This is a genomic window from Nocardia sp. NPDC020380 (genome assembly GCF_044386975.1).
In the GTDB taxonomy this organism is placed as follows: Bacteria; Actinomycetota; Actinomycetes; order Mycobacteriales; family Mycobacteriaceae; genus Nocardia.
In genome coordinates, this window is sequence record NZ_JBIRVQ010000003.1 from 374,714 (window position 1) to 398,048 (window position 23,335).

The following is a 23,335-nucleotide window of genomic DNA, read 5'->3' on the forward strand; positions in this document are numbered from 1 at the left end:
CCAGCCAACCGAATCCCCGGCCCCTCCCCGTGCGCGCCTAGCATGGGGTCATGCTCATGCAGCTCACGTTCATCCTGCTGATCGGCGGCGCACTGGCAGCGGCCCTCGTCTACTACCGCCGCGGCAGCGGGCGCGGCCGCCTCATCAGCCCCTCCGAACAGAACGGGTGGGGCGAACGCCGCGCCGCCATGATGGGCCTGATGAACCCCGAGTCCGGCACCCTCTACATCACCGGCATCAGCCCCCGCCCCGACGCCCCCGGCGAGCAATACGTCACCATCAGCGGCAGCATCTCCGGCCCCTCCGTAGTAGCCCACGAGGTCTACGGCCGCTTCGCCTGGGACACCACCCAATGGCCCGCCATCGGCGACCAACTCCCCGTCGTCTACCCCTCCGGCAAACCCGACAACTGGCAACTCTCCCACCCCGGCGCCCGCCCCTACTTCGGCTCGAAGCGCCCGAAGGACCAGCTCTGAGGCGGCGCTACCCGCCCCCGAGAAATTCCTTACTCGAAACCAGATCGGCAACCGCGCCGCCGAGCTGCCGAAGTGCCCACGCGGCCAGCCGATCCCGAATCTCCCCCGCGTCACCGTGCAACTCGCTGCCCACCCATCGCCGCGCGGCCATCTCGATCAGAGCCCGTCCCGCCCGCGCCATATCCGAGTCGATGGTGAAGGCGATGAATGCGGAAGCAGTCTGAGCCTCCAGAAACTCCGGTCGGCCGTCGAGCTGTCCGCACAGGGCGCGATCGTTCGTCACCAGCACTTCGGCATTCGAATACATCGCCGCCGCGACGACACGCCGATCCTTGGCATTGACCAGGTCCGGCACGTCGATACGCAAGCTGTCCGGCCACTGGACGAGGGCATCCGGAAACGCCCGGGCCATCGCGGCGAACAGTGATCGCCTGGCGGGATCCGACATCGAATCCGGCAGGTGCCGTGCAGCTTCGGTCAAGACGTCGGCACTCCAGCGGACTTCGTACAGCTCTGCTTCGGCAAGGGTCAGCAGCACATCACGCAGACGCGCCGGGACGAGGACATTCGCATCCAGAAAGGCGCGAGGGGGCACCGGACCCCTCAGAAATCGTCGTCGTACAGACCCGATTCCTTCGAAATACGCGCAACCTCGTCTAGCGCCTCGCCGCGGTCGCGACGGTGGCGCTCGCGATAGTCGAGGATGGCCCGCAGCGGGATTCGCCGGTGCGTGCCTCGATATTCGACCGCGAGTTCGCCCGCATCGACGAGCCGGCACACGTATGTCCGCGACAGTCCGAGCAGATCCGCGGCCACCGACGTGGTCACCAACGCGTCCACCGGTGTGATCGCTACTCCGCGGCCTTCGCTGAGGTGCTCCAAGAGAGCGATTACCGCGGCCCGCACACCCACCGATACCGGAATGGGAATGTCGTCGATAGCGATGGTCGACTGCCCCTGAGCGGCCGGAGGCAGCGAGTTCAATGCGTCCCGAATTTCGTTCCTCATCGACTGCGGGACATCGGGTTCCACACGGCACACCGTCATTACATGCCTCCTTTCGCGCAATCTCCTACCTGCAAGGATGCACCCCAAACGACACAAACGCAACCAAGATCAGGACCTGCGCGAGCCGAGGGGATAGGCTTGCCTCGATGGATGAGCGGGTGGATGGGCGGCGGAGCGATACGCGGGAGCGGATTCGGGCTGTGGCTATGGAGTTGTTTTCCGAGCGGGGGTATGAGAAGACTTCGTTGCGGGAGATTGCGGAGCGGTTGGGGGTTACGAAAGCTGCCCTGTATTACCACTTTCGGACCAAGGAAGACATTGTGGTAAGTCTTTCCGAGGATCTGCGGCGGGGGATCGATGAGATTGTGGAGTGGGCTGAATCGGCGCCGGAGGGGAAGGAGCGGGCGCGGGAGATTGTGGTGCGGTATGGGGGGTTGTTGCACAGTGTCGGGAAGGGGATGATTCGGTTTTGGGCCGAGAATCAGCCTGCGTTCCGGGATCTCGGGTTCGGGACCGGTTTGCGGTATCAGTTCCGGGTGCTCGCCGATTTGATGGTGGCGCCGGATACCGCGCCGGTGGCGGTTTTTCATGCGCGGCAGGCTTTGCTGGCCATCAGTTGGAGTTTGACCATGATGAACGACCTCGAACTCAGTGACGAGGAGAGTTACGAGGCTGCCGGTCGGATCGCCATGGATATCGTCGAGCGGATTCGGGCGTAGGTCACTCGAACGAAAGTGATTCCGGCTCTTCGGAATAGGCTCGTGCGGTTTCGGCTGCCAGGCTCAGGGCTCGGCGCGCCCAGGCGAGAGGTGCGCCGGCCAGGCCGCACGCCGGGGCGACGAGGATCTGTTCGGCCAGGAGGCGGCGGCGGAAGCCGAGGCGATCGATCAGCCGCACACCGGGTTCCGCTACCTCGCGCCAGGTGATCGGCTTGGCCGGGGCAGTGGTCGGTACGAGTCCGAGCACCAGATGCTTGCCGCCGTCCAGGAGTTCACCGACGCGGTCCAGGTCGGCGGTGCCGATGGTGGCCACGTCGAAACCGACCGCGGCGGCGGCGCTCTTGGCGAGGAAGCCGAGTGCGGGCGATTCCGCGCAACTGTGCACCAGCACCGGCCCGGACTGGGCGGCGATCACCGTGTCCAGGATGTGCAGCGCCTCCGGCTCGGGTTTGGCCCGCACCTCGTTCAGCATGCTCACCGCGCGCAGGGTGCCGTTCAGCACCGATGTCAGCAGCGGTTCGTCGAGCTGCACCAGCACCTCGGCGCCGAGCCGCTTCCCCACCTCGGCCACATGATTCACCAGGCCTTCGGCCAGCGATTCCGAAAGATCGCGCAGCGCACCGGAATCGGTGAGGATCCGATGCCCGCCCGGCAGTTCCACCTCTGCCGCCAGCGTGAGCGGCCCGGTCACCTGCACCTTCACCGCATGCCCGGACCCGGCCAGACCGGCCGTCTCCCAAGCCTCTTCGAGAGCGTCCAGATCGGTGCGCAGCAGATCGCGCGCCCGCCGCGCCACCCCACCGGGGCGCGCCGCCAGCCGGTAGCCGCGCGTGGTGCTGTCGAATCGCATGTCCACGAGCAGCGCGGACACCCGCCCGATCATGTCGGCTCCGACACCGCGCCCGGGCAGTTCCACCAGATGCGGCAGGTCGCCCAGCTCGCCCACGACGGTCGCCGCCGCCTCGCGCGGGTCGGCGCCGGGCCACGAGCCCACGCCGGTCGCGATGCCACCGCGCAGTAGACCCGACTCGCCGTCACTCACCGCGCCACCACGCATTCACTCGATACCGAATTCATTCGACACTGCGGATTCCCCTGTCCCCCACCGGTCCCCGCACCGGCTCCACCGGCCGGCAAGCGTGCGGCGGCCGGGGCAGGGACGGCCGGGGATCGTTCGCGGGCGCGGGTTCCGCCGCACCGCCGCCGATCCCGACACTGCGCAGCACGCGAATCCCCAACTCGCGCACCAGTTCTTCGGCCCGCGCGACCCGGCGGGCGACCACGCGCGCCAGCACACCGGTCCCGCGCAGCGATCCGAAGGTCGAGGCGATCTCCCGATTCTCCTGTGCCGCAGCGGCAATCGACGCGGCTTCGCTACCGCACGACCGATACGATCCGATGCCGCGGCGCGGAGCCGCGCCGGGCCGCCTCCGCACCACGGTGGGGAGGATCTGTCCGGGTCGATTCCAGGTGGTCGGCGTCGTGTAACGACGACCGTTGTCGCGTGGCGGCCGGCGGATGCTCACCGGGCGGATTCCACCGATTCGTTCGCGTACGAGTGGGTTTCGCGTTCGGTCCCGGAAATGGTGCCGCTGCCGAGAACCTCGTCACCCGCCTCGTCCGGGCGGTACAGCACCACGGCCTGACCGCGGGCCACACCGCTGAGCGGTTCCCGTAGCCGCACCACCAGCCCGTCCCCGACCGCCTCGGCGACCGCGGCCGCGGTGCCGCCGTGCGCGCGCACCTGCGCGATGCATTCGACCGGACCGTCCGGAACCACGCCGGAAGTCCAGATGGCGCGGTCGGCGAGCACCGTCCACACCTCGAGGTCCTTGGCGGAACCCACGCGCACCACACCGGATTCGGGATCGATATCGGTGACATAGCGCGGCTTGCCGTCGGCGGCCGGACCCGGCAGGCCCAGCCCCTTGCGCTGGCCGATGGTGAATCCGTGCACGCCGGTGTGATCGCCCAGCTTGCTGCCGTCGGCATCGAGCACCGCGCCCGGGCGGATGCCGATCTTCGCGCCCAGGAACGCCTGGGTGTCACCGGAGGGAATGAAGCAGATGTCGTGACTGTCCGGCTTGTTCGCGACCGCGAGACCGCGCTCGGCGGCTTCCTCACGGATCTGCGGCTTCGGAGTATCACCGACCGGGAACATGGCCCGCCGCAACTGCTCCGGCGTCAGCACCGCGAGCACATAGGACTGATCCTTGTCCGCGTCCACCGCGCGGCGCAGCACGCCGTCCTCGAGCCGCGCGTAATGGCCGGTGACCACCGCGTCGAAGCCCAGGGCGACCGCGCGATCCGCGAGCGCCGAGAACTTGATCTTCTCGTTGCAGCGCAGGCACGGGTTCGGCGTCTCCCCCGCCGCATAGGCGGCGACGAAGTCGTCGATCACGTCTTCCTTGAAGCGGTCGGCGAAATCCCAGACGTAGAACGGGATCCCGAGCACGTCCGCGGCGCGCCGGGCATCACCGGCGTCCTCCTTCGAACAACAACCGCGCGATCCGGTGCGCAGGGTGCCCGGCGAGGCGGACAGCGCCAGGTGCACGCCGACCACCTCGTGTCCGGCGTCCACGGCGCGGGCGGCCGCCACCGCAGAATCCACGCCACCACTCATCGCAGCAAGTACACGCATCTAGAAGCCTCCTTTCGCGCCGGCCAGTCCGGCCGCCTTCGCCCGCTCCACCACCTGCGGCAGCACGGCCAGCAGGGCATCGATATCGGCGTCGGTCGAGGTGTGTCCCAATGAGAATCGGAGCGACCCGCGCGCCAGCGCCGGTTCCACGCCCATGGCCAGCAGCACATGGGAGGGTCCGGCGACACCGGCATTGCAGGCCGATCCGGTCGAGCATTCGATTCCGGCGGCATCCAGCAGCATGAGCAATGAATCGCCCTCGCAGCCGGGGAAGGTGAAATGCGCATTGCCCGGTAGCCGCCGCTCACCGAACGCGCCGTTGAGAATCGCGTCGGGCACCGCGGCCCGCACACCGTCGATGAGACGGTCCCGCAATTTCTCCAATTCCAGTGTGCGCGAATCCAATCCGGAAACCGTCTCCCGCACCGCCGCGGCCAATCCGACCGCCGCGGGCACATCCGAGGTGCCCGAACGCAGATCCCGCTCGTGCCCGCCGCCGTGCAGCAGCGGCACCGCGCCGACCTGCCGGCCCAGCAGCAGCACGCCGACACCGTGCGGCCCGCCCACCTTGTGGCCGGCGAAACTCGCGGCGGCCAGACCACTCCGGGCGAAATCGATGGGCAACTGCGCCGCCGCCTGCACCGCATCGGAATGCATGGGCACATCGAATTCCTGCGCCACGGCCGCCAATTCCGCTATCGGCTGAATCGTGCCGACCTCGTTATTGGCCCACATGACGCTCACCAGCGCGGTGTCGTCGGCGTGCGCGGACAGCGCCTCCCGCAGCGTGCGCGGCGAGACCAGTCCGTCGGCGTCGACCTCCAGCCAGGTGACCTGCGCGCCCTCGTGCCGCTCCAGCCATTCCACGGTGTCCAGCACCGCGTGATGCTCGACCGCGCTCACCAGAATCCGGTTGCGCCGCGCATCGGCATCCCGCCGCGCCCAGAAAATGCCTTTGACGGCCAGATTGTCACTCTCGGTCCCGCCGGAGGTGAAGATGACCTCCGAAGGCCGCGCCCCCAGCCCCGCCGCGATCGACTCGCGAGCCTCCTCGAGCAACCGCCGCGCCGCCCGCCCCGACCCGTGCAGCGAGGACGCGTTCCCCGCCTGCCCCAGCCCAGCACACATCGCCTCGACAGCGACCGGGAACATGGGTGTCGTGGCCGCGTGATCGAGGTAGACCGTCTGGGCACCGACCGGACCCGGGAAAGCCGACTTCATGACCAGTAAAGGATAGCCGCCCCCGTCGCGGCGATATTCCCGCCATACCCGCAACCCACCCGGCTCGCCCCGAGTGTTCACGAAACGGACGCCCAAGCCTGGCAATCGGGGCGAAAACCCACGGTCATCGCCGCCATGGCCGGTCGGCGTGACGCGTCCCACACCGGGGCGGGCCACCCCGCCGCGGGCGATCGCCCGGCCGGTCGGCCTAGAGCTGAAGCTCCGTCAGGTCGGCGATCAGGGCCAGTGATCGGTTCTGGAATCGGGGATCGTGGGTGGTTTCCGGGCCGAACCAGGCGGGCGCGACGAAATCGTGTGCTGCTTCGGTCGATTCGAACTCGACCTCCACCGTGACCAGGCCGGTGAGGCGGCCTTCGAAGACATCGACCTCGGCCGAGTGGTTCCCGGGCAAGGGGACTATATGGCGTTCCTTGACGACGGACCTGGACTCGGTCAGGGGCCACAGCGCGTCGAAGAGGGCCGGTGAGATGGGTTCCTCGTGCTCGGTCCGGACCAGGCCGGAGCCGGATTTCACCGTCATGAACTCCCGGCCGCCGCGTCGGCGGACCCGGACCTCGCTGTCTCCGGGGACGAGGGGCAGGTAGCCCTGCCTGATGTGTTCCGTCCCGGTGACCTCCTCGTGCGGAAAGCCGTCGCGCACGATGAACCGGCGTTCGATCTCCGTACTCATGCTCATGGCTCGATCCTTCCCGCTTCAGCGGGATGCCGGCGACCCCGGAGGAGCGAAACCGCGGTCGTGCCACCGGCATACCACCGGCACGCCACCGGGCCGAGGGAATGTGGTCACAGCAAGAGTCGGCAACTATTCCACCGGGAGGTGAAAGAAATGAAGGTTTACACCAAGCCCACCGCCGTGAAGGTCAATCAGGCGGCACTGATCGGCGCTGTCCTCTAAACAGCAGCCGTACGACGTGCCACGCTTCTTGCGTGCAAGAAGCGTGGCACGTTGCATTTCACCGCACCAGGACGCGCGAGAATCGGGATCGATATGTGTGGAATTGCCGGATTTGCCCGTACCGACGGAGGTTCTCTCGCGGAGACATCCGACCGGATTCTGCGCGATATGGCCCGCGCACTGCGCCCACGCGGCCCCGATGACATGCAGTTCCATCACGCCGGGCCGGCCAGCATGTCCTTCACCAGGCTCGCACTGATAGATCCGGAGGGCGGCAGGCAACCGTTCATCAGTGATGACGGAAATGTGATCCTGGCGGCCAACGGTGAAATCTACAATTACCGGGAACTCACCAAGAGCCTCCGCTCGAAAGCGAAATTCCGCAGTGAATCCGATTGCGAAGTCCTGCTCCATCTCTATCTGGAAAAGGGCCTGGATTTCCTCGACGATGTGCGCGGCATGTTCGGCATCGCGGTCATCGATCTCCGTGCACAGCGGCTGATCCTGGCCCGGGACCGGCTCGGCATCAAACCGTTGTTCGTCCATCGCGCGCAGGACACGATCCTGTTCGCCTCGGAGATCAAGGCGCTCTTCGCCCATCCGGCGTGCCCGCGTGAACTGGATTGGCAACTGGCGCTGGCCGAACAGGGCCTCAGCGCCGCGCTCACCATGGTCGACGGCGAACCCATCACCTGGTTCAAGCATGTCGAGCACGTCCCCGCCGGCACCATCCGCACGGTGAGCCTGCGCGACGGCGCCACCCGCGACCACCGCTACTGGGAACTTCCCGCCCCGGTCGACCCGGACGAGGTGCCGGAGAGCTACTTCGTCCAGACCCTCGGCGATCTGCTGTCGTCCTCGGTGCAGGAATGCCTGATCGCCGACGCCGAGATCGGTGTATTCCTCAGTGGCGGAATCGATTCGGCCGCCGTCGCGGCCATGGCCGCGCACACCGGTCTGCACACGTTCAGTGCCTTGACCGGCAGTACCGTGGTCAACAAGGACGCGCCGTACGCCCATCGCACCGCTGCTGCCCTCGGACTGCCCAACCATCAGGTGGCCTTCCCCGCCGACCGGATTCCCTCCACCGCGGAATGGAAACGGTTGCTGTGGTTGATGGAAACGCCGCAGTGCGGACCGGAACAGTTCTACAAGAGCGAGCTGTACCGGTTCGCGCGCAGGGAACGCCCCGAACTCAAGGCGATCCTGCTGGGTTCCGGCGCGGACGAATTCAGCGGCGGGTACAGCGTCGGCCTGGCCGGTGGCGGCGACTGGGACGACTTCCTCGCCAACCTGAACGCTCTCGCCCGCCGCAAGGCCCTCGGCGCCCGGACCTCCGTCGCCAGCTGGTGGGAGGACGCCGATCTGCCGCTGTTGAGCGACAACGCGATCGACGTCTATGCCCCGAGCGCGATGGACGACCCCTACCGCTCCTACTTCGCGTGGAAGTTCCGCGAGATGCAGCAGTACAACCTCTGGGCCGAGGATCGGACCGCCTCCGGGAACGGGGTCGAGGCCCGGGTGCCGTTCCTCGACCATCGCATCGTCGAGCTGCTGGCCACCGTGCCGCGGGCGCACCGCAAACGACTGTTCTGGGACAAGCGGATCATCCGGGAAGCCGTGCGGGACATCCTGCCGGCCGAGGTGCTCGACCGGCCGAAGCTCGCCTTCTACGAGGGCGAGGGCGTGCGGCACACCCACCGGACCTTCACCCGCATGCTGGCGCAGCACGGCGACGAGCTCATCGAAGAGGCGCTCTCGTCACCGCGCGCGGCCCAGTACCTGGACGCCGGGAACATCCGGGGCACGCTGCGCCGGTTGGAAGCGGCCCAGGGCTCGGCGCACGTCCAGCTGCTGCTGCGCGTGGTCAACCTCGGGCTGCTCGATCTGATGACGGTCGCGGTGCCCGCCACTCGCCCGGCGCCCGGACCCGCGCCCTACGAGATCGCCGTCTCCGACTTCGACGCCACCGAGGTCCGCGACCTGTTCCCGCAGCACCCGCTCGACTCCGCCACCGTGCTCGCGGTCGCCCCGGATGTCCTGATCCTCGATGACGCGCAGGGCCGCAACACTTCCTACGTGGCGGTCGACGGCTCGCTGGTGTTCGTCATCGACCACCTCACCCATCTGGACTGGCTGCGGCTGCTGCGCGGATTCGACGGCCGGCGCAGCCTCGCCGAGGTGGCCGCCGACGTCGGCTGCGACCTGCGAGCACTGCAGCCGCTGCTGGCGGAATCGCTGGAGATCGGCCTGCTCACCGATGTCACGAGCGAGGTCGTTCCCACGCGCTGAGGCGTCCTGCCTCGCAAGCCCATTCGCACTCGGCATCCGGACCCGGATGTGGACACATCAATGAGGTCACCCCTATGACAGCTCATCTCTACTGGGACAAGGTCTGGCGTACCGACACCGGGCGCGCCGACTGGTCGCAACCGCATCCCTGGGTCGTGGACGAGGCCGGCCGCCTGCGCACGCGAGGCCTCGAGGACACTCTGGACCTCGGATGCGGAGTTGGCCGGCACGCACTCTTCTTCGCGCAGCAGGGATTTGCCAGCGCCGGCATCGATCGCAGCCCGGCCGCGATCGCGACGGCCGAGACCGCGGCCCGCGAACTCGGCGTCGAACTCGCCTTGCAGGTCGGTGATTTCGCCACCTTGCCGTACCCCGACAACAGCTTCGACTACGTACTGGCCTTCAACGTCGTCTACCACGCCGACGAAACCGGGCTCGCCACAGTGCTTTCCGAGATCCGGCGGGTACTGCGACCGAGCGGGATCTACCAGTGCACGATGCTGTCCAAACGGAACCTGGAATACGGCCGCGGCACCGAGATCAGCCCGAACACCTTCGTACAACCGGACGCCACCGACGACAAGATCCATCCCCACCTGTACACGGACATCGCCGACATCGTTCGCCTGCACGACGGGTTCCAGCTGCTCAGCGCCGACGACTCGGAACATTCGACACCGGGATCCTTCCACTGGCACTGCCGCTTCGAGCTGCCCGCCACCACCGCAGAGGACGAGAGATGATGTCGAAGGCAGCGCGCTTCCGGGAACTACTGCAGCGCAAGGAGATCGCCCGGATCGTCGGCTCCCGGGACGCGCTCACCGCACGTCTCGTCGAGAACGCGGAATTCGACGGCCTGTGGGCCTCCAGCTTCGAACTGTCCGCGGCCCGCGGCCTGCCCGATCTGGGCCTGCTGACCATGGCCGAACTCCTCGACGCCTCCGCGCTCATCAACCAGGCCACCGGCCTGCCCCTGATGGCCGACTGCGACACCGGATTCGGCGGGAAGATCAATATCATCCGCACCGTCCAGCGCTTCGAGGACGCGGGCATCGCCGGAGTCTGCTTCGAGGACAAGGTGTTTCCGAAACGCAACAGCTTCCTGGAAGGCGAGCAGGCCCTCGAGGACGCCGACGAGTTCGCGGGCCGCATCGAGGCCGCCACCCGCACCCGGCGCAGCGACGACTTCACCGTGGTCGCCCGCACCGAAGCGCTCATCGCCGGACAAGGTCTCGACGAAGCCCTGCGCCGCGCACACCTCTACGCCGACGCGCATGCCGACGCCATTCTGATCCACTCCAAGAAATCCTCTCCGGTCGAGATCGTGGAGTTCCTCCAGGCGTGGCAGGCCCGGACACCCGTCGTCGTGGTGCCCACCACCTATCCGCACTGGAATCTCGCGGAAGCCCAAGCGGCGGGCGTCGCCATGGTCATCTACGCGAATCATGCGTTGCGCGCGTCGGTTTCGGCCACCCGCGATGTGCTCAGCGAGATCCGGCTGCACGGCGGGACGGACAGCGTCGAGGACTCCATCGCGTCCATGAAGGAACTGTTCAGCCTCACCGCCGTCGCGCAATGGGAGGAGTGGAGCGCATGATCGACGCCGAATTCGTCTGCGCCGAACTGGATCGCCGCGGCTTCGGGTTCTTCAGCGGAGTCCCGTGCTCGTTCCTGAAGGGCGCCTTCGCCCTGCTGGAGAAGCGGGACACCTATGTGCCCGCGCCGAACGAGGGCATCGCCCTCTCAATGGCCGCCGGGGCGGAGTTGACCGGCACCCGGGCGGTTGTCCTGGCACAGAATTCGGGTCTCGGCAATCTGCTGGACCCGCTCACCTCCCTGACCATGGCCTACGACATCCCGCTGCTGCTCTTCATCAGCCTGCGGGGCTGGCCTGCCGCCGAGGACGACGAACCGCACCACGCGGCGATGGGGGCGGGGACCATCGGCGTGCTGGAAGCCATCGACGTGGCCCACGGCATCCTCGGCTCCGACGAGTCCAGCCTGACCGAATTGCTCGATCTCGCCGAAGAAGAGCGGCTCGAGAATCGATCGTTCGTGATCCTGGTACCGGCCGAGACCATCGGCACCTACCACGCAGCACCCGCCGCCGACCGAAACGAGTTGAGCCGCAAGGACGCCGTGGCGGCCTTGGCCGAACACCTGGGCGACGCACTGGTTTACAGCACTACCGGGATGATCAGCCGGGAACTGTTCGGAGCCGACGACAATCCACGGAACTTCTACATGCAGGGCTCGATGGGACATGCCATCGGCCTGGGCCTGGGCACCGCATTGAACCGCCCCGATCGGCGGATTGCCGTCATCGACGGCGACGGCGCCGCCGTCATGCATCTCGGCGGACTGGCTCTGGCCGGTGAGCGACAGCCGGAGAATCTCACGCACTTCGTGCTCGACAACGCCTCCTACGACTCCACCGGCGGCCAGCGCACCCGGGACTCCGTCATGCAATGGGCCGATCTGGCCCTCGCGGCCGGCTACCGCACCGGCCAAGCCTGCCGGACAGTGCCTGAGATCCACGCCCACCTGGAGAAGATCGCCGGCCTGCCCGGCCCGCACCTGGTGGCCATCCATATCGGCAAGGGCGGCGCGACACCGCCACGGGTCACCGGCACACACACCAACAGCGAGGTCAGAGCCCGATTCCAGCGGGAAGCCACACCGTCGGCCGCCGGCACCGGGAGGCAGGGATGATCACCATCGCGCACGTCAGCGACCTGCACCTGGACACCGGTCCGCGGGCCACCCGGCGGGCCGAGCGCGTCCTGGACTACCTGCGCGATATGGCCCACCGGCTCGACGTGGTCCTGGTCTCCGGCGATATCGCCGACCACGGCGCGGCCGCCGAATACGACCAGGCGCGAGCCCTGCTGAAGCTGCCGTGCCCGGTACTCGTGCTGCCCGGCAACCATGACATCCGCTCCGCGTTCCGGGTCGGCCTGCTCGACGAGAGCGCCGCCGACGACGAGGTGAACCGCATCGTGCGGGCGCCGGGCGCGGTATTCATGTTGTGCGACTCCACGATTCCCGGCAGTGATGAGGGTCTGCTGAGCGACCGCACGCTGACCTGGCTCGACGAGGCGCTCACCGCCGAGACCGGCGATCTGCCGGTCTTCGTGTGTTTCCACCATCCGCCCGTGGAACTGCATACCCCCTTCGTGGACCGTGTCCGGCAGTTCGGTGCCGAGCGCCTGGCCGAGCTGTTGCCCCGCCATCCGCAGGTCGTGGCGCTGTTGTGCGGGCATGCCCATGTCGCGGCCGTCACGACCTTCGACGGCATCCCGCTCTGCGTGGGTCCCGGTGTGGCCTCGACCGTCCCGCTGCCCTTCGAAGGCCGCGCGGACGTCGACTACGAACTCGCCCCGGGACTGGCCTTCCACATCCTCGACGACCAGCGCCGCCTGGTCACGCACTTCCGCACCCTCGACTGAGGCGGCGCCGACCATGACGGACCGGGAGCAGGCCATGAGAAAGCTGTTGATCGCCAACCGTGGCGCGATCGCTACCAGGGCGATCGATTCCGCACGGGCGCTGGGACTTTCACCGATCGCGGTCGCCGCACGGTCCGACCCGCAAACCTCGCACACGCGCACCGCCGACGGCTGCGAGTACCTCGACGGTGACGGCCTCGCGGAAACCTACGACAATCCCGGGCAGATCGTGGCCGCCGCACAGCGGTGCGGCGCCGACGCGGTATATCCGGGATACGGTGCGCTGGCGGAAGATCCGGAACTCGCGCATCGATTGGCGGCGGCCGGCATCGGATACATCGGACCGACGGCCGAAGTGCTGGCGCAGGCCCGGGACAAGGAGCATGCGGTCGCCACGGCCGAACGCCTCGGCATCCCGGTGCTACCGCATGCTGCCGGGCGCACGGCGATCACCAGGCTGGTCGCGGAGATCGGCGCTCCCGTCATCGTCAAACCCACCGACGGTTGCGGCGGCCAGGGTGTGCAGATCGCACACACGACGGCAGCGGCCGAGCAGATCCTCGCCGCACTGCCGGGCGAAAATGGTTGGTACGCAGAGCGATACGTGCAAGCGGGACAGGTCGTGGGTGTCACGGTCGCCGTGGACGACACCGGCACCGTGCTCGAACTCGGCGAGCGGGAAAGCCTGCTGGTCACGGGAAGCATGAAGCTGCTGGAAGCAACGCCGGTATTAGGCGTCGCCCCCGAGCTGCTGGCCAGGATGCGGCAGGACACCGCCCGGCTGGTCACCGGCATCGGGCTGCGCAATATCGCGACCGTCGAATTCATCGTCGGCCCGCACGGCTATTACTTCCTGGAACTGAACGGCCGCCTGCCGCTGGCCTTTCGAATGTGCGAAACGCAGACCGGCGCCGACCTCATCGCGCTGCAACTGGAACTCGCCCGGGGACGGTCCTTCACCCCCGGCGAGATCACCGTGGACCCGGCGGTGCACTGCCTGGAAGCTCGAATGTTCCTGCGGCCCGGCCACACCGGCTCGCTCCGGACCCTCGAGCTGTTTCCGGAGCCCGGGGCGGTCTACAACTGCGCCCTCGACCGCGCGCGGCCGATCACGCTGGACAACATCATCACTCAGGTCCTGGCCGCCGGCGCCGACCGCGTCACCGTCGCCCGGACGATACTGCGCGCGCTCGAAGCCTCCGACGTCACCGGGATCGACCACTGCGGACCCGAGATCGTCAGCTGGCTGCGCGCCTCCGATCCGGCCCGCGCCGACCTGATCGACCACCACGTCCTGGGAGTCTGAGATGACCGCGAACGACCCGTTCTCCGACGTCAGATATCACGTCGATGCCGCAGCGGCGCAGGCGATCACCGACGGTGACCAGCACGCCGCAGGCCACCGGCGCGAATTCGAGCAGACCCTCCGGTCCTACCTCCGGCGTCACCTCGACCGGCGACCCGGCTACTTCGTACTGTCCGGACTGGACGGGCTCACCGAGGCGCAGGCCCGCGAGTTCGCCCTCGCCACCTCACGCACGGTCGGGGAACTGCTCCCACAGGACGGCGCCGGGGCGATCCTGCGAGAAGTCCGCGACCGCGGCGTCCGCATCGGCGACGACGCGACCGCCCGCTATTCCGACAGCCGCCACGGCGGCAACCTCCACACCGACGCGGCACACCGGCCGGGACGACTGCCGGATTGCTTCACCCTGTTCTGCCTGCGCCCGGCCGCGCGCGGCGGCGCGCTGGTCACGGTGCACGTCGATGATCTACTGGAGATCCTGCGGGAACACCCGGACGTGCTGGAAACCCTGCAACTGCCGGTCCATTTCGACACCAGGGACGACTCCCCCGGCACTCCCCCGACCACCCAGCGCCCGATCCTGGACCTCAGCGGGAGCCACGCACGCATGTACTACCTGCGGGAATACATCGAACTCGGCCATCGCCACGAGCACGTGCCGGCGCTGACCCCCGCACAGGTCGACGCGATGGACTTCCTGGACACCCTGCTCGACCGGCGGGATCTGCAGGTGCACGGCCGCCTCGCATCCGGCGAAATGATCTTCATCGACAACCGCTCCATCGTGCACGGCAGGACCGAGTTCGAGGACGACCGATCCGGCGCCGGCGGCCGACTGCTGCTCCGGACCTGGATCGCCATGCCCTGACCCGTCACCCCGAACATCGGAAGAGAACGCGCGCAATGCCCTTCGGCCACATCTCGGCACACCCGGCACCGGGCGCCGAATCCACGATGACCCGCTTCGCCGCCGAACTGGAACGCCTGGGCCTGGCCGAATTCCTGGCCTCCTTCCCCGGCGATTCGGTGGACTGCCACCAATGGGCCTGCGGGGCAGAAACTCTCGACGGAGTGCTGCGGGACCTGGTCGGGCTGCTGCTGCTCGGGCGGCCGATGCGGATCGACCGGCTTCCCGACCCCGTCGCGGACGCGGTGCCGACGCTCGCCGACCACGGCATCGCCGTACGCCAGGGCGCCGAGGTTCAGCTCGTCGACGTGAGTCTCCTTCGGGCGCAAGGAATATGGCTCTTCGCCGAGCCGCCTTCGCCGTTCACACCGCGTCACTACTTCGGCACCGATTCGATCAACCTGGCCCGGCGGGCCGTCTACCGGCCCGGGGCCCGGGTCCTCGATCTGTGCGCCGGTCCCGGCTTTCAAGGATTGGTGGCCGCCCAGCGATGCGGCCGGGCCACCCTGGTCGAACTGCTCCCGGACGCCGCCACGGCGGCCCGGCTCAACGCGGCGATGAACCGCCTCTCCGACCGTGTCGAGGTATTCGCCGGCGACCTCTATGAGCCGCTACCGGACCAGACGACCTACGACCATGTCGTGGCGAATGTTCCGTTCCTGCCTACCTTTTCGACCCGGGAGCCGGCCGACGTGCGAGCCAGCGGGGCGGACGGCTTCGACATCGGCCGCCGGGTCCTCGCCGGCCTGCCGGGACGTCTCGCACCGGGCGGTACCGCGCACCTCACCGCACTGCTGTTCCACTCGGACGGCAAGCTGCTGATGGAGGAGGAACTGCGCGACTGGGCCTGCACGGCGGAGTGCGGCCTCACCGTCACGCTGACCGACCGAATGCCGGTGGACGCCGATTCGGCCCTGGTTCAGACCACTATGTCGCACTTCCAGGAGTCCGCGGGCCACGCCGACCCCGATACCCTGCACGCCGAGGTGACCGAGATGTATGCCCGCGACGGCGCGACCGGCGCCCGCCTGGCCTTTCTGCGAATCGATCAGGGCGCCTCCGGCATTCGGATCCTGGATCCCGCACCGTAGCCGGAGGCGCCGCCCGATCAGGACCCGGTGGCCGCCAGGTGCGGCGCCAGCAGTGTCCGCATCCGATGGTGCGCCGCGTCGGCCGTATTCGCCCGGATCACGTCCCAGCCACGGGTGCGCGCCCAGTCGAGCATGACGTCGCGCACCGCGGCCTGATGCGACAGGAACCGTTCCGGCCGGCATTCCGGATCCAGACCGCATTCGTACGGCGTGATGTCACCCTTCTTGCGGCGCAGGGCTTCCTCCGGGGTGACATCGAAGAAGACGACCAGATCGGCCGGCGCCATGGCGTCCACGATCGCGTCGACCAGCGATTGCGGGCACCCGGCCAGCAGTTCGGTGGCGGCGTGTTTGATCCAATAGCCGTCCAGCACAACCAGATCCTCTTCGGCCTGCCGGGTGCGTTCCGCCGCAAAGGTATTCAGCCAGCCGAGGAACAGCATGCGGGACGGGCTGGGCATTTCCGCGATACACACGCGCAGCTCGTCCAATGTGGTCCCGCGCAGGAATCGGGCCTGCGGGACGGCCGCCTCCTCGAGCACCTGCCACTTCCCGACCACGCGGAAGGACATATCGAGACTGTGCGCCCACGAGGCGAGCCGCTTGACCTGCGAGCTCTTGCCCGCGCCATCGGGTCCGTCCATTGCCACGATCACTGTTTGCCAATCCTCTCGTTGATCCTGTGCGCATCACGCACCGGGCGGAAATCAGCTGATGGTGTCCCGGCGGAGCGGCACGCTATCGGCTCGGCCAGTGCCAGCACGGCACGCGCGATCGAGTCCGCGTCGCCGAGGATCACCGAGTCGACCCCGGGACGTACGCCCGCGGCGGTCACCCAGTGGACGCCTTCGGTCGGGACGCTGTAGGCGAACCGGCGGGGATGTACTCGTCCGGCCGCGTCGATCATTCGATAGGGCCGTTGAGTGACCGCGATCGCGCCGGTCCGGAACGGACGCCGGGGGTCGTCGACGATATGGCCCGTGCACTGGCCGGTGTCTCGTAGCCAGGTAAGCAGCGGGTCCGCTGTTCGGGCCAGGTCGATTTCGGGTAGCCGCGCCTCGATCAGGGCCGACGCCTGGATCCGCGACCCATCGACGCGCGGGGAGCCACCGATGAAACGGCCGGTGACCGGGTCGGCGCCGAAATCGGCGTCGGGCCCGATGATCGTGAGTATCCCGGCCTCGATCAGGGCGATTGCTTCCTGGATTCGGCTGACCGGTGGACCGATCGAGACGTAGGCGTTCAACGGGGTGTACCGGTCGCGCAGGTCGTCCTGATAGGACGAACCTGACAGTCCGCCGTGGTCGACGAGGAGACGGACCTCGTTGCGTAGATCGCGCAGCACATCGAGCGCCGCCTTGTAGGGATTGTTCACGTTCCCCTTTTGCGCCTCGGCGGCATCGGTGCGCAGGTGGGCGAGTACCCACGCGGTGAACTCGGCGCTGCCGGTGAATCGCCGGTCACCGCAAGGGCGGGCGACCCGGTCCCAGTTCCAGCGCTGTCCGGTCTCGACACCGAGGTCGTCGAGCAGGCGATCGCGCTGCCGAGGTGTCCATGGGCCTGTCGAACTCACGGCCAGCAGTTCGGCGGCTGCCTGCGGCGCGGGTCGTGCGCGGAGCAGGGTCGCGTAGTAGACGGTTTCCACTTCCTGGGCTACCAAGGGCCACACATCACGCCGAAAGGACAACCCCGAGCTCCGCTCACCACGGCGGCGCAACTCCGAAATCACGTGCGCGGTAAGCACAATGGGGAGGTGCCTGCCATAGGCGCCTTTCTCGTTTTCTCCCCGCGCGTGGTACGGCACGCCGCGCCGGGACCCGGCAAACAGCTGTGGTTCCCGACCCGAGCAACGGTAGACCAGCTTGCCGCCGGCGTACTCGAAGACTCCGCCGCGACCTGTCGTGAGCAAGGCCAGGTAGTCGAAGAAGTTGAGGCCGAGTCCACGCAGCAGTGTCGGCTCCCCGGCCCCGATCCCGGCGAGGTCTCTGTCGGCCGGATTTCCCGGCGAAATGTAAGACAGCCCATGATGGTTGGCGAACTCGGCGAGCCCCCGCTCTTGCGGAGTCGGCGTGGCGGGCAGATGTCCTTGGGCGAGAATCACCGCGTCCAAGGCCCGCAACACCGTTGTGTCGTCCAGATGGACGATCTGCCGGCCGCGTGGGTCGTCGTCCAGGCGGACGGCCCGCTGCCGGTGCAAGCAGATGCTCACGCGGGGCGATGATCGGGCCACCACGGTGCGCAGTACCCATTCCAGATACCGCCCGTACAGCGCGCGGGTGGGGTACGAGTTCGCCCCCAGCCCAATGATATTCGCGAACTCCTCGGGTGTGTGATGAGCAGGGTCGATGGCCCATTCGTAGAGGCTGGGCCCCGGCACGACAGGGCCGTTCATGCGCACGCTCTCGTCGGTGAAGAGGGTCACCTGTGCGGCCACGGTGTTCATCAGCAGCTCGGATGACTGGTCGGTGCGCCAGACCTGCCCGCTGCCCGGTCGCGGATCCACCACATGGATTCGCAACCGGGCACCGGCCGGGAGGAACTCTTCGGTATTGGCCACCATTCGTTCCAGCACCGACAGACCGCGCGGCCCGGCACCGATCAGGCAGATTTCCAAGCACATTCCAGAGGCATGACCGTCGTCAATACACGCCGAAGTACTCACGCTGCTCCCATTCGGTGACCGCGTTCGCCTCGGTCCGATCCGCGGTCGCCAGCCAGTCCCGGAACCGTGCCGCCTCACTGCGCTTGAGCCGGATCAGGCACTGCAGCAATGGATCACCGAGCAGGTCCCGGCACAGGGTCGCGCGTTCCAGCCGGTCCACGGATTCCGCCAAGTCGGCCGGCAGTCTGGCCGCGGCATCGGCGTGCGGATCGATCGCCGCGGTGTCGGGTCGCAGCCCGCGCTCGATGCCGTCCAGTCCGGCGGCGAGCTGCGAACCCAGGTAGAGATACGGATTGGCGCACGGCTCGCCGATCCGGTTCTCCACATGCGTGGCTTCCTCGCCCGGGCCACCGAGCACCCGGATCAGGGCGCCGCGGTTCTCCGGACTCCATACGACCCGGTCCGGGGACAGCGAAAACCGTTCGCCGAAACGGCGATAGCCATTGACGGTCGGCACCGCCAGCAGGGCCAGATCCGCGGCGTGCTCGAGCAGACCGGCGACATAACCGAGCCCGATCTCCGACAGTGGCCCGGCCCCGTCGGTCACGGCGAAGACATTGCGGTCCTCGGCCACGTCGAACAGCGACTGATGCAGGTGCCAGCCACTGGGATCGAAGTTGGGGAGCCCGGGCAGCGCCATGAAGGAGGCGTGATGGCCGAGCCGGGCGCAGAGTTGTTTGATCACGGTGCGCAGCAACAACATTGCGTCGGCGGCCGCCGAGCCGTCCATGGGATCGAAGGTGAATTCCAGCTGACCCGGCCCCGACTCGTGTTCGACGGTACGCAGCGGCAGTCCCAATTCCCGGATGGCCCGGACCAGTGGCGTGACCACCGGCATCACGCCGTCGGTGAAGGTGTCCAGGTTGAACTGGTAGCCGCTGTCGACCGGCGCCACCGCGGGCGGCTCACCCTGAATTCCGAAGCCGCCCACCATGTTCGCGTGCGACTGCCCGGTCAGCCGGGTCAGATACCACTCCACTTCGAGGCCGACGACGAAGTCCAGGCCACGAGCCGCCGCTCGATCGGTCATCCGGCGCAGCACGTGGCGACTGGACAGGGGGTGTGGCGTGCCGTCGCGCAGGTATTCGTCCGCGATGATCCAGCCGGTCGCGGCTTCGGTGTAGGGCAGCACCCGGAAGGTGAGCGGGTCAGGGACGAGCAGGAAGTCACCGGCGCCGGTCAGTTCCGGGACCCCGATGCCCCCGCCCGGCCGGAAGAAGTCGACGCCCACCGCGTGTCCGGTGTCGAAGACGAAGGGCCCGGGGCTCATATCGAGGCCGTTGCGCAGTGCGGTCCGGAAAGCGTCGGTGGTCAGGGTCTTCGAGCGCACCAGCCCGTGCGGGTCACCGAAGCCGACCCGCACGAACTCCAGGGTGGCGAGGGTGTCTTCCAGTCGTTCGGCCGCCGCGTGCTGTTCCGCGCTCCACACGTCGTGCCGTTCCACGAAACCCACACTGCCGGTGGAGAACCGCGCGTAGCGCCGGGTGCCGGCGGGGTGTGTCCAGACAGTCGTCATTGTCCATCTTCCTTAGGACCAGCGTTTCGAGAGCTCGGCGTACAGGTGGTGCCAGGGGTTCAGTTGCTCGAGCTGTCGTGCGACGGCGAGGACCAGTGCGTCGGCGTGCATGCCGCCGACCAGCTGCAGCCCGACGGGGAGTCCGCTCGTGGTGAGCCCCGCGGGCACCGAGACCGCGGGCTGGCCGGTCAGGTTGAACGGGTAGGTCCCGGGTGTCCACGACAGCCAGGACAGCCGGCCTTTCCGCACCGGTTCGGCCGGCTCGTGGAGTTCGGCGGCGAACGGCGGGATGGGGACGGTGGGCATGGCCAGCAGGTCGTAGCGGGTCATGATGTCGTGGACCTGGGTGCGCAGTCGACTGCGGCCCGCGTAGGCCTGCACGAGCTGCGTCGCGTCCAGGGTGTTGCCGAATCGGATGACCCGCAACCGGTCCGGATCGAGCCGGTCGGCGACGACCTCCAAATCATCCGCGTACGTGGCGGATTCCCAGCTCGACAGGATGACCTCCAGAATCGGGTAGGGATCCTCGAACGGTGGCGCGATCTCTTCGACCACGTGTCCCCGCGCGACCAGGGACCATGCCGCACTGCGCGCGAGCGATTCGATCTCCGGATGGGGGTCCGGCGCCCCGAGCGAGGAGATCCAGCCGATCCGCAGCGGGCGCGGCGCGGCGTCGGATTCCGTTGCGGGGCAACGTGGTGTCCGGAAGGTCAGCGCGTCGCGGGCGTCGAACCCGGACATGACCCGCAACAGCAGTACGGCGTCGTCGACGGTGCGGGTGAGCGGCCCGATATGGGACAGCTCGTCGGGACTCGCCGGCACGTAGGGAATGCGTCCCAGCGTGGGCTTGAACCCGACCACCCCGCAGTAGGCCGCCGGGATCCTGATCGACCCGGCGCCGTCGGTTCCGGTGCCGGCGACGCCGACACCCATCGCGACCGCCGCGGCCGCGCCGGCGCTGGATCCGCCGGGAGTCAGTGCCGGATCCCAGGGATTGCGGGTGGGGCCGTGGAGCCGGTTGACGCCCGACGCGCTCCAACCACCTTCGGAGGTATTGGTTTTCCCGATGATGATGGCGCCCGCCGCGCGTAGCCGGGCGACGGCGGGGGCGTCCTCGGCCGGGACGGTCGCGGTATGCAGCAGGGAACCGCGAGTGGTCCGGATGCCCTCGGTCGGCGTCAAATCCTTGATCGAGACGGGCATGCCGAGCAGTGGGCGATCGCCCCAGGCGGCGACGCCCAGCGCGCGCACTCTCCGTTGTGCCGCAGTGGCTTCGGCTGTCGCCCGCTCGCGGGCGAGGGTGACGAAGGCGCCGAGTTCCGGCTCCAGCCGGTCGAGGAGGTCGAAGGTGACGGCCAGGTATTCGGTCGGGGACAAGGTGCCGTCGGTGTAGAGGCGGCGGATGGTGTCGATGCCCGCGTATTGGAGCTCAGACTCCATGGAATTCCCGATACCAGGTGTTGTCGAAGTCCTCGATCTCCAGGCCCCGGTCCGCGGCGGCCTGATGCGCCATGGCTTGGATCCGGCCCACCGCGATCGCGGCCCGCAGATCATCGAGGCCGAATTCGCCACCGCTGGTTCGCATCAGCCGCAGGTCGTACAGGCCCGGGCGGTATCTGCCGCCCAGCACGATGCCCAGCGGTATCCGCAAGGCGTGTCGCACACCGAAAGTGACGTGGCCGGTGTGGTGCTGATCGGACCAGCGGGTCATATCGGGCATCACCGGCGCGAAGAACCAGTCGTCGCGGCCCGACTCCTCCTCGGGCCAGGACATGGTGTGCGGGAGGTAATGCCAAGTGTTGTAACGCATTCGGGCGCTGTACGCGGACAGGGTGCGGGCCAGCGCCCCGTAGTCCGCGTCGAAGCGTTCGATGAACGCGGCGCTGGGGGCGACGCAGCAGTAGAAGTCACGAGTCGCCAGGCCGGCGCGCTGGGCCACGGGCACGTCGCTGCCGAGGTCCACGACTCGCCGCGGGCCGCGGCCCATGGCGACATCGCAGTGCAGTGCGGTGGCCGCGGTTTCGAAGAACCTGTGCAGGAAACTCTCGTACGGCGTGGTGAATCCGCCCGGGACATCCGATGGCAGATCGTGGATCGCCTGGGCGACGAATTCCTCGACCGCCGGGGTCGCGGCATCGGCGGGGAAGGACCGGCCCGCGACTTCCTCGAGGAACTCCACCAGCATCGGTGGCAGATCATGCGGTCCGATCGGTTCGGTCATGATCTGTTCGCGTTTGTGCAGGTTGATCCCGTTGATGACCCGATAGAAGGTGGCGCCTTCACGCAGCAGCGCGGCCCGGGCCCGCGCGCAGGCGTCAGCGAGCTGGTCCAGGCGGGCGCCGAGGCCGCCGTCCGGAGGCTCGGGCAGGTGCGCGCCATATGCCTGCACGCGTTCCTCGAGGAAGGACACCACGGTGTCGGGATCGAGTTGGAGTCCGTTGAATTCCTCTGCGCGCACCGGTGTTCCGGAGTTGATCAAGGCATGCAGGCACGCGACGAAGGTGGCGTCCTCGGCCGACCACTGTCCAGCGGGAGACTCGGCGAGCCGGGTGAGGACCGAGGCCGGCGCGCCGATGGGCAGCGAGCGGCCGGGCAGGTTGGTGAACCGGCCGAGGTTGCTGTAGAAGCGGTCGCCCACATAGAACAGCACGGGCGCCATGTGGATCAGGGCGTGGCCGATGGTCTGGACGCGCTGCCGGACCTGCTCGGCGCTGTGGCCGGCGAGCCAGCGGCGGATCTCCTCGAACTGGCGTCGTTCGATGTTCTCCGTGAGCTCCCACAGCCTGGCCACCGAGGCCGGGCGGGAGTGCCATTTCAGCGCGCCCAGCAGGTGATGACCCTGGTCGGGTGGCTGGATCTCATCGGGGAAGAGCCGGAGCCGTCCGGATTCGGAGAGCATGAGCAGGTCGCCGTCGGAGGCGGTCGCGTCGAATCCCGCGGCACAGGATTCCGCGAGTTCCACGCATACCCGTTCGCTCAGGTTCATGGCCTCGCGGCCGACCTGTTCGGGTACTTTGCCGTCCAATGTGACGGCGATCCGGACCGCGTCGGCGGCCAGACCGCAACCGCGCGCCTGCTGCGCGGCCGCGGTGATCAGAGCATCGAACCCCTGCGTCTTCAAGCGCATTGTT

The 23,335-nt window shown here is 68.1% G+C and carries 22 protein-coding genes; 10 read left to right on the forward strand and 12 right to left on the reverse strand.

Translation table 11 applies throughout. The features are described 5' to 3' along the window. The first annotated feature begins 50 nt into the window (after positions 1–50). Positions 51–476 carry a hypothetical protein gene (locus tag ACH438_RS09225; RefSeq protein WP_397002991.1) on the forward strand — a complete coding sequence of 142 codons (426 nt, stop codon included), beginning with the start codon at positions 51–53 and terminating at the stop codon, positions 474–476. Positions 477–483: 7 nt separating this feature from the next. Here ACH438_RS09225 and ACH438_RS09230 read toward each other — a convergent pair whose 3' ends face one another. Beyond that, entirely contained in the window at positions 484–1,071 is a 588-nt protein-coding gene (locus ACH438_RS09230; protein WP_397002993.1) for a PIN domain-containing protein, read from the reverse strand. Positions 1,072–1,079: 8 nt separating this feature from the next. Beyond that, positions 1,080–1,523: a helix-turn-helix domain-containing protein gene (locus ACH438_RS09235; RefSeq protein WP_397002995.1), complete on the reverse strand. Its 444-nt coding sequence runs from the start codon at positions 1,521–1,523 to the stop codon at positions 1,080–1,082. Positions 1,524–1,630: 107 nt separating this feature from the next. Here ACH438_RS09235 and ACH438_RS09240 point away from each other — a divergent pair, with 107 nt between their 5' ends. Further along, positions 1,631–2,203, forward strand: coding sequence for a TetR/AcrR family transcriptional regulator (locus ACH438_RS09240; protein WP_397002997.1), 573 nt, complete (start codon positions 1,631–1,633; stop codon positions 2,201–2,203). Position 2,204: 1 nt separating this feature from the next. Here the strand turns inward: ACH438_RS09240 and ACH438_RS09245 are convergent, their stop codons facing one another. The 5 genes from ACH438_RS09245 to ACH438_RS09265 all read right to left on the reverse strand — a co-directional run bounded on the left by ACH438_RS09245 (position 2,205) and on the right by ACH438_RS09265 (position 6,762). Next, positions 2,205–3,245, reverse strand: a complete 1,041-nt coding sequence (locus tag ACH438_RS09245) for a methionine synthase (RefSeq protein ID WP_397002999.1) — start codon at positions 3,243–3,245, stop codon at positions 2,205–2,207. Positions 3,246–3,276: 31 nt separating this feature from the next. After that, positions 3,277–3,729 (reverse strand): hypothetical protein, encoded by a 453-nt coding sequence (locus ACH438_RS09250; RefSeq protein WP_397003001.1) that lies wholly within the window; start codon positions 3,727–3,729, stop codon positions 3,277–3,279. After that, complete coding sequence (gene mnmA / locus ACH438_RS09255) at positions 3,726–4,844, reverse strand: tRNA 2-thiouridine(34) synthase MnmA (protein ID WP_397003003.1); 1,119 nt, start codon at positions 4,842–4,844, stop codon at positions 3,726–3,728. Before mnmA ends, ACH438_RS09250 begins: the two co-directional genes overlap by 4 nt. Next, positions 4,845–6,065 carry a cysteine desulfurase family protein gene (locus ACH438_RS09260; RefSeq protein WP_397003005.1) on the reverse strand — a complete coding sequence of 407 codons (1,221 nt, stop codon included), beginning with the start codon at positions 6,063–6,065 and terminating at the stop codon, positions 4,845–4,847. 208 nt (positions 6,066–6,273) lie between these two features. Further along, a complete protein-coding gene (locus ACH438_RS09265; protein ID WP_397003007.1) occupies positions 6,274–6,762 on the reverse strand; it encodes a hypothetical protein in 489 nt (162 codons plus the stop codon). Positions 6,763–7,074: 312 nt separating this feature from the next. Between ACH438_RS09265 and asnB the strand changes: the two genes are divergently transcribed. The 8 genes from asnB to ACH438_RS09305 all read left to right on the forward strand — a co-directional run bounded on the left by asnB (position 7,075) and on the right by ACH438_RS09305 (position 16,026). Further along, positions 7,075–9,273, forward strand: coding sequence for an asparagine synthase (glutamine-hydrolyzing) (gene asnB / locus ACH438_RS09270; protein WP_397003009.1), 2,199 nt, complete (start codon positions 7,075–7,077; stop codon positions 9,271–9,273). A 74-nt stretch (positions 9,274–9,347) separates the two neighbouring features. Next, a complete protein-coding gene (locus tag ACH438_RS09275) occupies positions 9,348–10,016 on the forward strand; it encodes a class I SAM-dependent methyltransferase (RefSeq protein ID WP_397003011.1) in 669 nt (222 codons plus the stop codon). After that, the gene (locus tag ACH438_RS09280; protein ID WP_397003013.1) at positions 10,013–10,870 is read left to right on the forward strand and encodes an isocitrate lyase/phosphoenolpyruvate mutase family protein; all 858 of its coding nucleotides are present in this window, start codon (positions 10,013–10,015) and stop codon (positions 10,868–10,870) included. The genes ACH438_RS09275 and ACH438_RS09280 overlap by 4 nt, the downstream gene beginning before the upstream one ends. Next, entirely contained in the window at positions 10,867–11,985 is a 1,119-nt protein-coding gene (aepY, locus tag ACH438_RS09285; RefSeq protein WP_397003016.1) for a phosphonopyruvate decarboxylase, read from the forward strand. The genes ACH438_RS09280 and aepY overlap by 4 nt, the downstream gene beginning before the upstream one ends. Then, entirely contained in the window at positions 11,982–12,722 is a 741-nt protein-coding gene (locus tag ACH438_RS09290) for a metallophosphoesterase (RefSeq protein WP_397003018.1), read from the forward strand. Before aepY ends, ACH438_RS09290 begins: the two co-directional genes overlap by 4 nt. A 34-nt stretch (positions 12,723–12,756) precedes the next feature. Continuing rightward, on the forward strand, positions 12,757–14,028 hold the full coding sequence (locus tag ACH438_RS09295) for a biotin carboxylase N-terminal domain-containing protein (RefSeq protein ID WP_397003021.1): 1,272 nt from the start codon (positions 12,757–12,759) through the stop codon (positions 14,026–14,028). Between the two features lies 1 nt (position 14,029). Continuing rightward, positions 14,030–14,896, forward strand: coding sequence for a TauD/TfdA family dioxygenase (locus ACH438_RS09300; RefSeq protein ID WP_397003023.1), 867 nt, complete (start codon positions 14,030–14,032; stop codon positions 14,894–14,896). Between the two features lie 35 nt (positions 14,897–14,931). Then, on the forward strand, positions 14,932–16,026 hold the full coding sequence (locus tag ACH438_RS09305; protein ID WP_397003025.1) for a methyltransferase: 1,095 nt from the start codon (positions 14,932–14,934) through the stop codon (positions 16,024–16,026). Positions 16,027–16,043: 17 nt separating this feature from the next. Here the strand turns inward: ACH438_RS09305 and ACH438_RS09310 are convergent, their stop codons facing one another. From ACH438_RS09310 to ACH438_RS09330, 5 genes are read right to left on the reverse strand one after another with little or no spacing between them, the layout of a single operon-like run. Then, positions 16,044–16,670, reverse strand: coding sequence for a hypothetical protein (locus ACH438_RS09310; protein ID WP_397003027.1), 627 nt, complete (start codon positions 16,668–16,670; stop codon positions 16,044–16,046). An 8-nt stretch (positions 16,671–16,678) separates the two neighbouring features. Then, positions 16,679–18,646 (reverse strand): FAD/NAD(P)-binding protein, encoded by a 1,968-nt coding sequence (locus tag ACH438_RS09315; RefSeq protein ID WP_397003029.1) that lies wholly within the window; start codon positions 18,644–18,646, stop codon positions 16,679–16,681. 19 nt (positions 18,647–18,665) lie between these two features. Further along, on the reverse strand, positions 18,666–20,204 hold the full coding sequence (locus ACH438_RS09320; RefSeq protein ID WP_397003031.1) for a glutamine synthetase family protein: 1,539 nt from the start codon (positions 20,202–20,204) through the stop codon (positions 18,666–18,668). Between the two features lie 12 nt (positions 20,205–20,216). Beyond that, complete coding sequence (locus ACH438_RS09325) at positions 20,217–21,644, reverse strand: amidase (protein ID WP_397003033.1); 1,428 nt, start codon at positions 21,642–21,644, stop codon at positions 20,217–20,219. After that, positions 21,634–23,331, reverse strand: coding sequence for a hypothetical protein (locus ACH438_RS09330; RefSeq protein ID WP_397003035.1), 1,698 nt, complete (start codon positions 23,329–23,331; stop codon positions 21,634–21,636). Before ACH438_RS09330 ends, ACH438_RS09325 begins: the two co-directional genes overlap by 11 nt. Positions 23,332–23,335: the final 4 nt, after the last annotated feature.

Coding starts and splice junctions, on each gene's coding strand:
- ACH438_RS09325 (WP_397003033.1), bottom strand. CDS start 21,644: ATGGAGTCTGAGCTCCAATACGCGGGCATCGACACCATCCGCCGCCTC.
- mnmA (WP_397003003.1), bottom strand. CDS start 4,844: ATGCGTGTACTTGCTGCGATGAGTGGTGGCGTGGATTCTGCGGTGGCG.
- ACH438_RS09290 (WP_397003018.1), top strand. CDS start 11,982: ATGATCACCATCGCGCACGTCAGCGACCTGCACCTGGACACCGGTCCG.
- asnB (WP_397003009.1), top strand. CDS start 7,075: ATGTGTGGAATTGCCGGATTTGCCCGTACCGACGGAGGTTCTCTCGCG.
- ACH438_RS09300 (WP_397003023.1), top strand. CDS start 14,030: ATGACCGCGAACGACCCGTTCTCCGACGTCAGATATCACGTCGATGCC.
- ACH438_RS09240 (WP_397002997.1), top strand. CDS start 1,631: ATGGATGAGCGGGTGGATGGGCGGCGGAGCGATACGCGGGAGCGGATT.
- ACH438_RS09260 (WP_397003005.1), bottom strand. CDS start 6,065: ATGAAGTCGGCTTTCCCGGGTCCGGTCGGTGCCCAGACGGTCTACCTC.
- ACH438_RS09295 (WP_397003021.1), top strand. CDS start 12,757: ATGAGAAAGCTGTTGATCGCCAACCGTGGCGCGATCGCTACCAGGGCG.
- ACH438_RS09225 (WP_397002991.1), top strand. CDS start 51: ATGCTCATGCAGCTCACGTTCATCCTGCTGATCGGCGGCGCACTGGCA.
- ACH438_RS09320 (WP_397003031.1), bottom strand. CDS start 20,204: ATGACGACTGTCTGGACACACCCCGCCGGCACCCGGCGCTACGCGCGG.
- ACH438_RS09330 (WP_397003035.1), bottom strand. CDS start 23,331: ATGCGCTTGAAGACGCAGGGGTTCGATGCTCTGATCACCGCGGCCGCG.
- ACH438_RS09275 (WP_397003011.1), top strand. CDS start 9,348: ATGACAGCTCATCTCTACTGGGACAAGGTCTGGCGTACCGACACCGGG.
- ACH438_RS09310 (WP_397003027.1), bottom strand. CDS start 16,670: ATGGACGGACCCGATGGCGCGGGCAAGAGCTCGCAGGTCAAGCGGCTC.
- ACH438_RS09235 (WP_397002995.1), bottom strand. CDS start 1,523: ATGACGGTGTGCCGTGTGGAACCCGATGTCCCGCAGTCGATGAGGAAC.
- aepY (WP_397003016.1), top strand. CDS start 10,867: ATGATCGACGCCGAATTCGTCTGCGCCGAACTGGATCGCCGCGGCTTC.
- ACH438_RS09280 (WP_397003013.1), top strand. CDS start 10,013: ATGATGTCGAAGGCAGCGCGCTTCCGGGAACTACTGCAGCGCAAGGAG.
- ACH438_RS09315 (WP_397003029.1), bottom strand. CDS start 18,646: ATGTGCTTGGAAATCTGCCTGATCGGTGCCGGGCCGCGCGGTCTGTCG.
- ACH438_RS09305 (WP_397003025.1), top strand. CDS start 14,932: ATGCCCTTCGGCCACATCTCGGCACACCCGGCACCGGGCGCCGAATCC.
- ACH438_RS09265 (WP_397003007.1), bottom strand. CDS start 6,762: ATGAGCATGAGTACGGAGATCGAACGCCGGTTCATCGTGCGCGACGGC.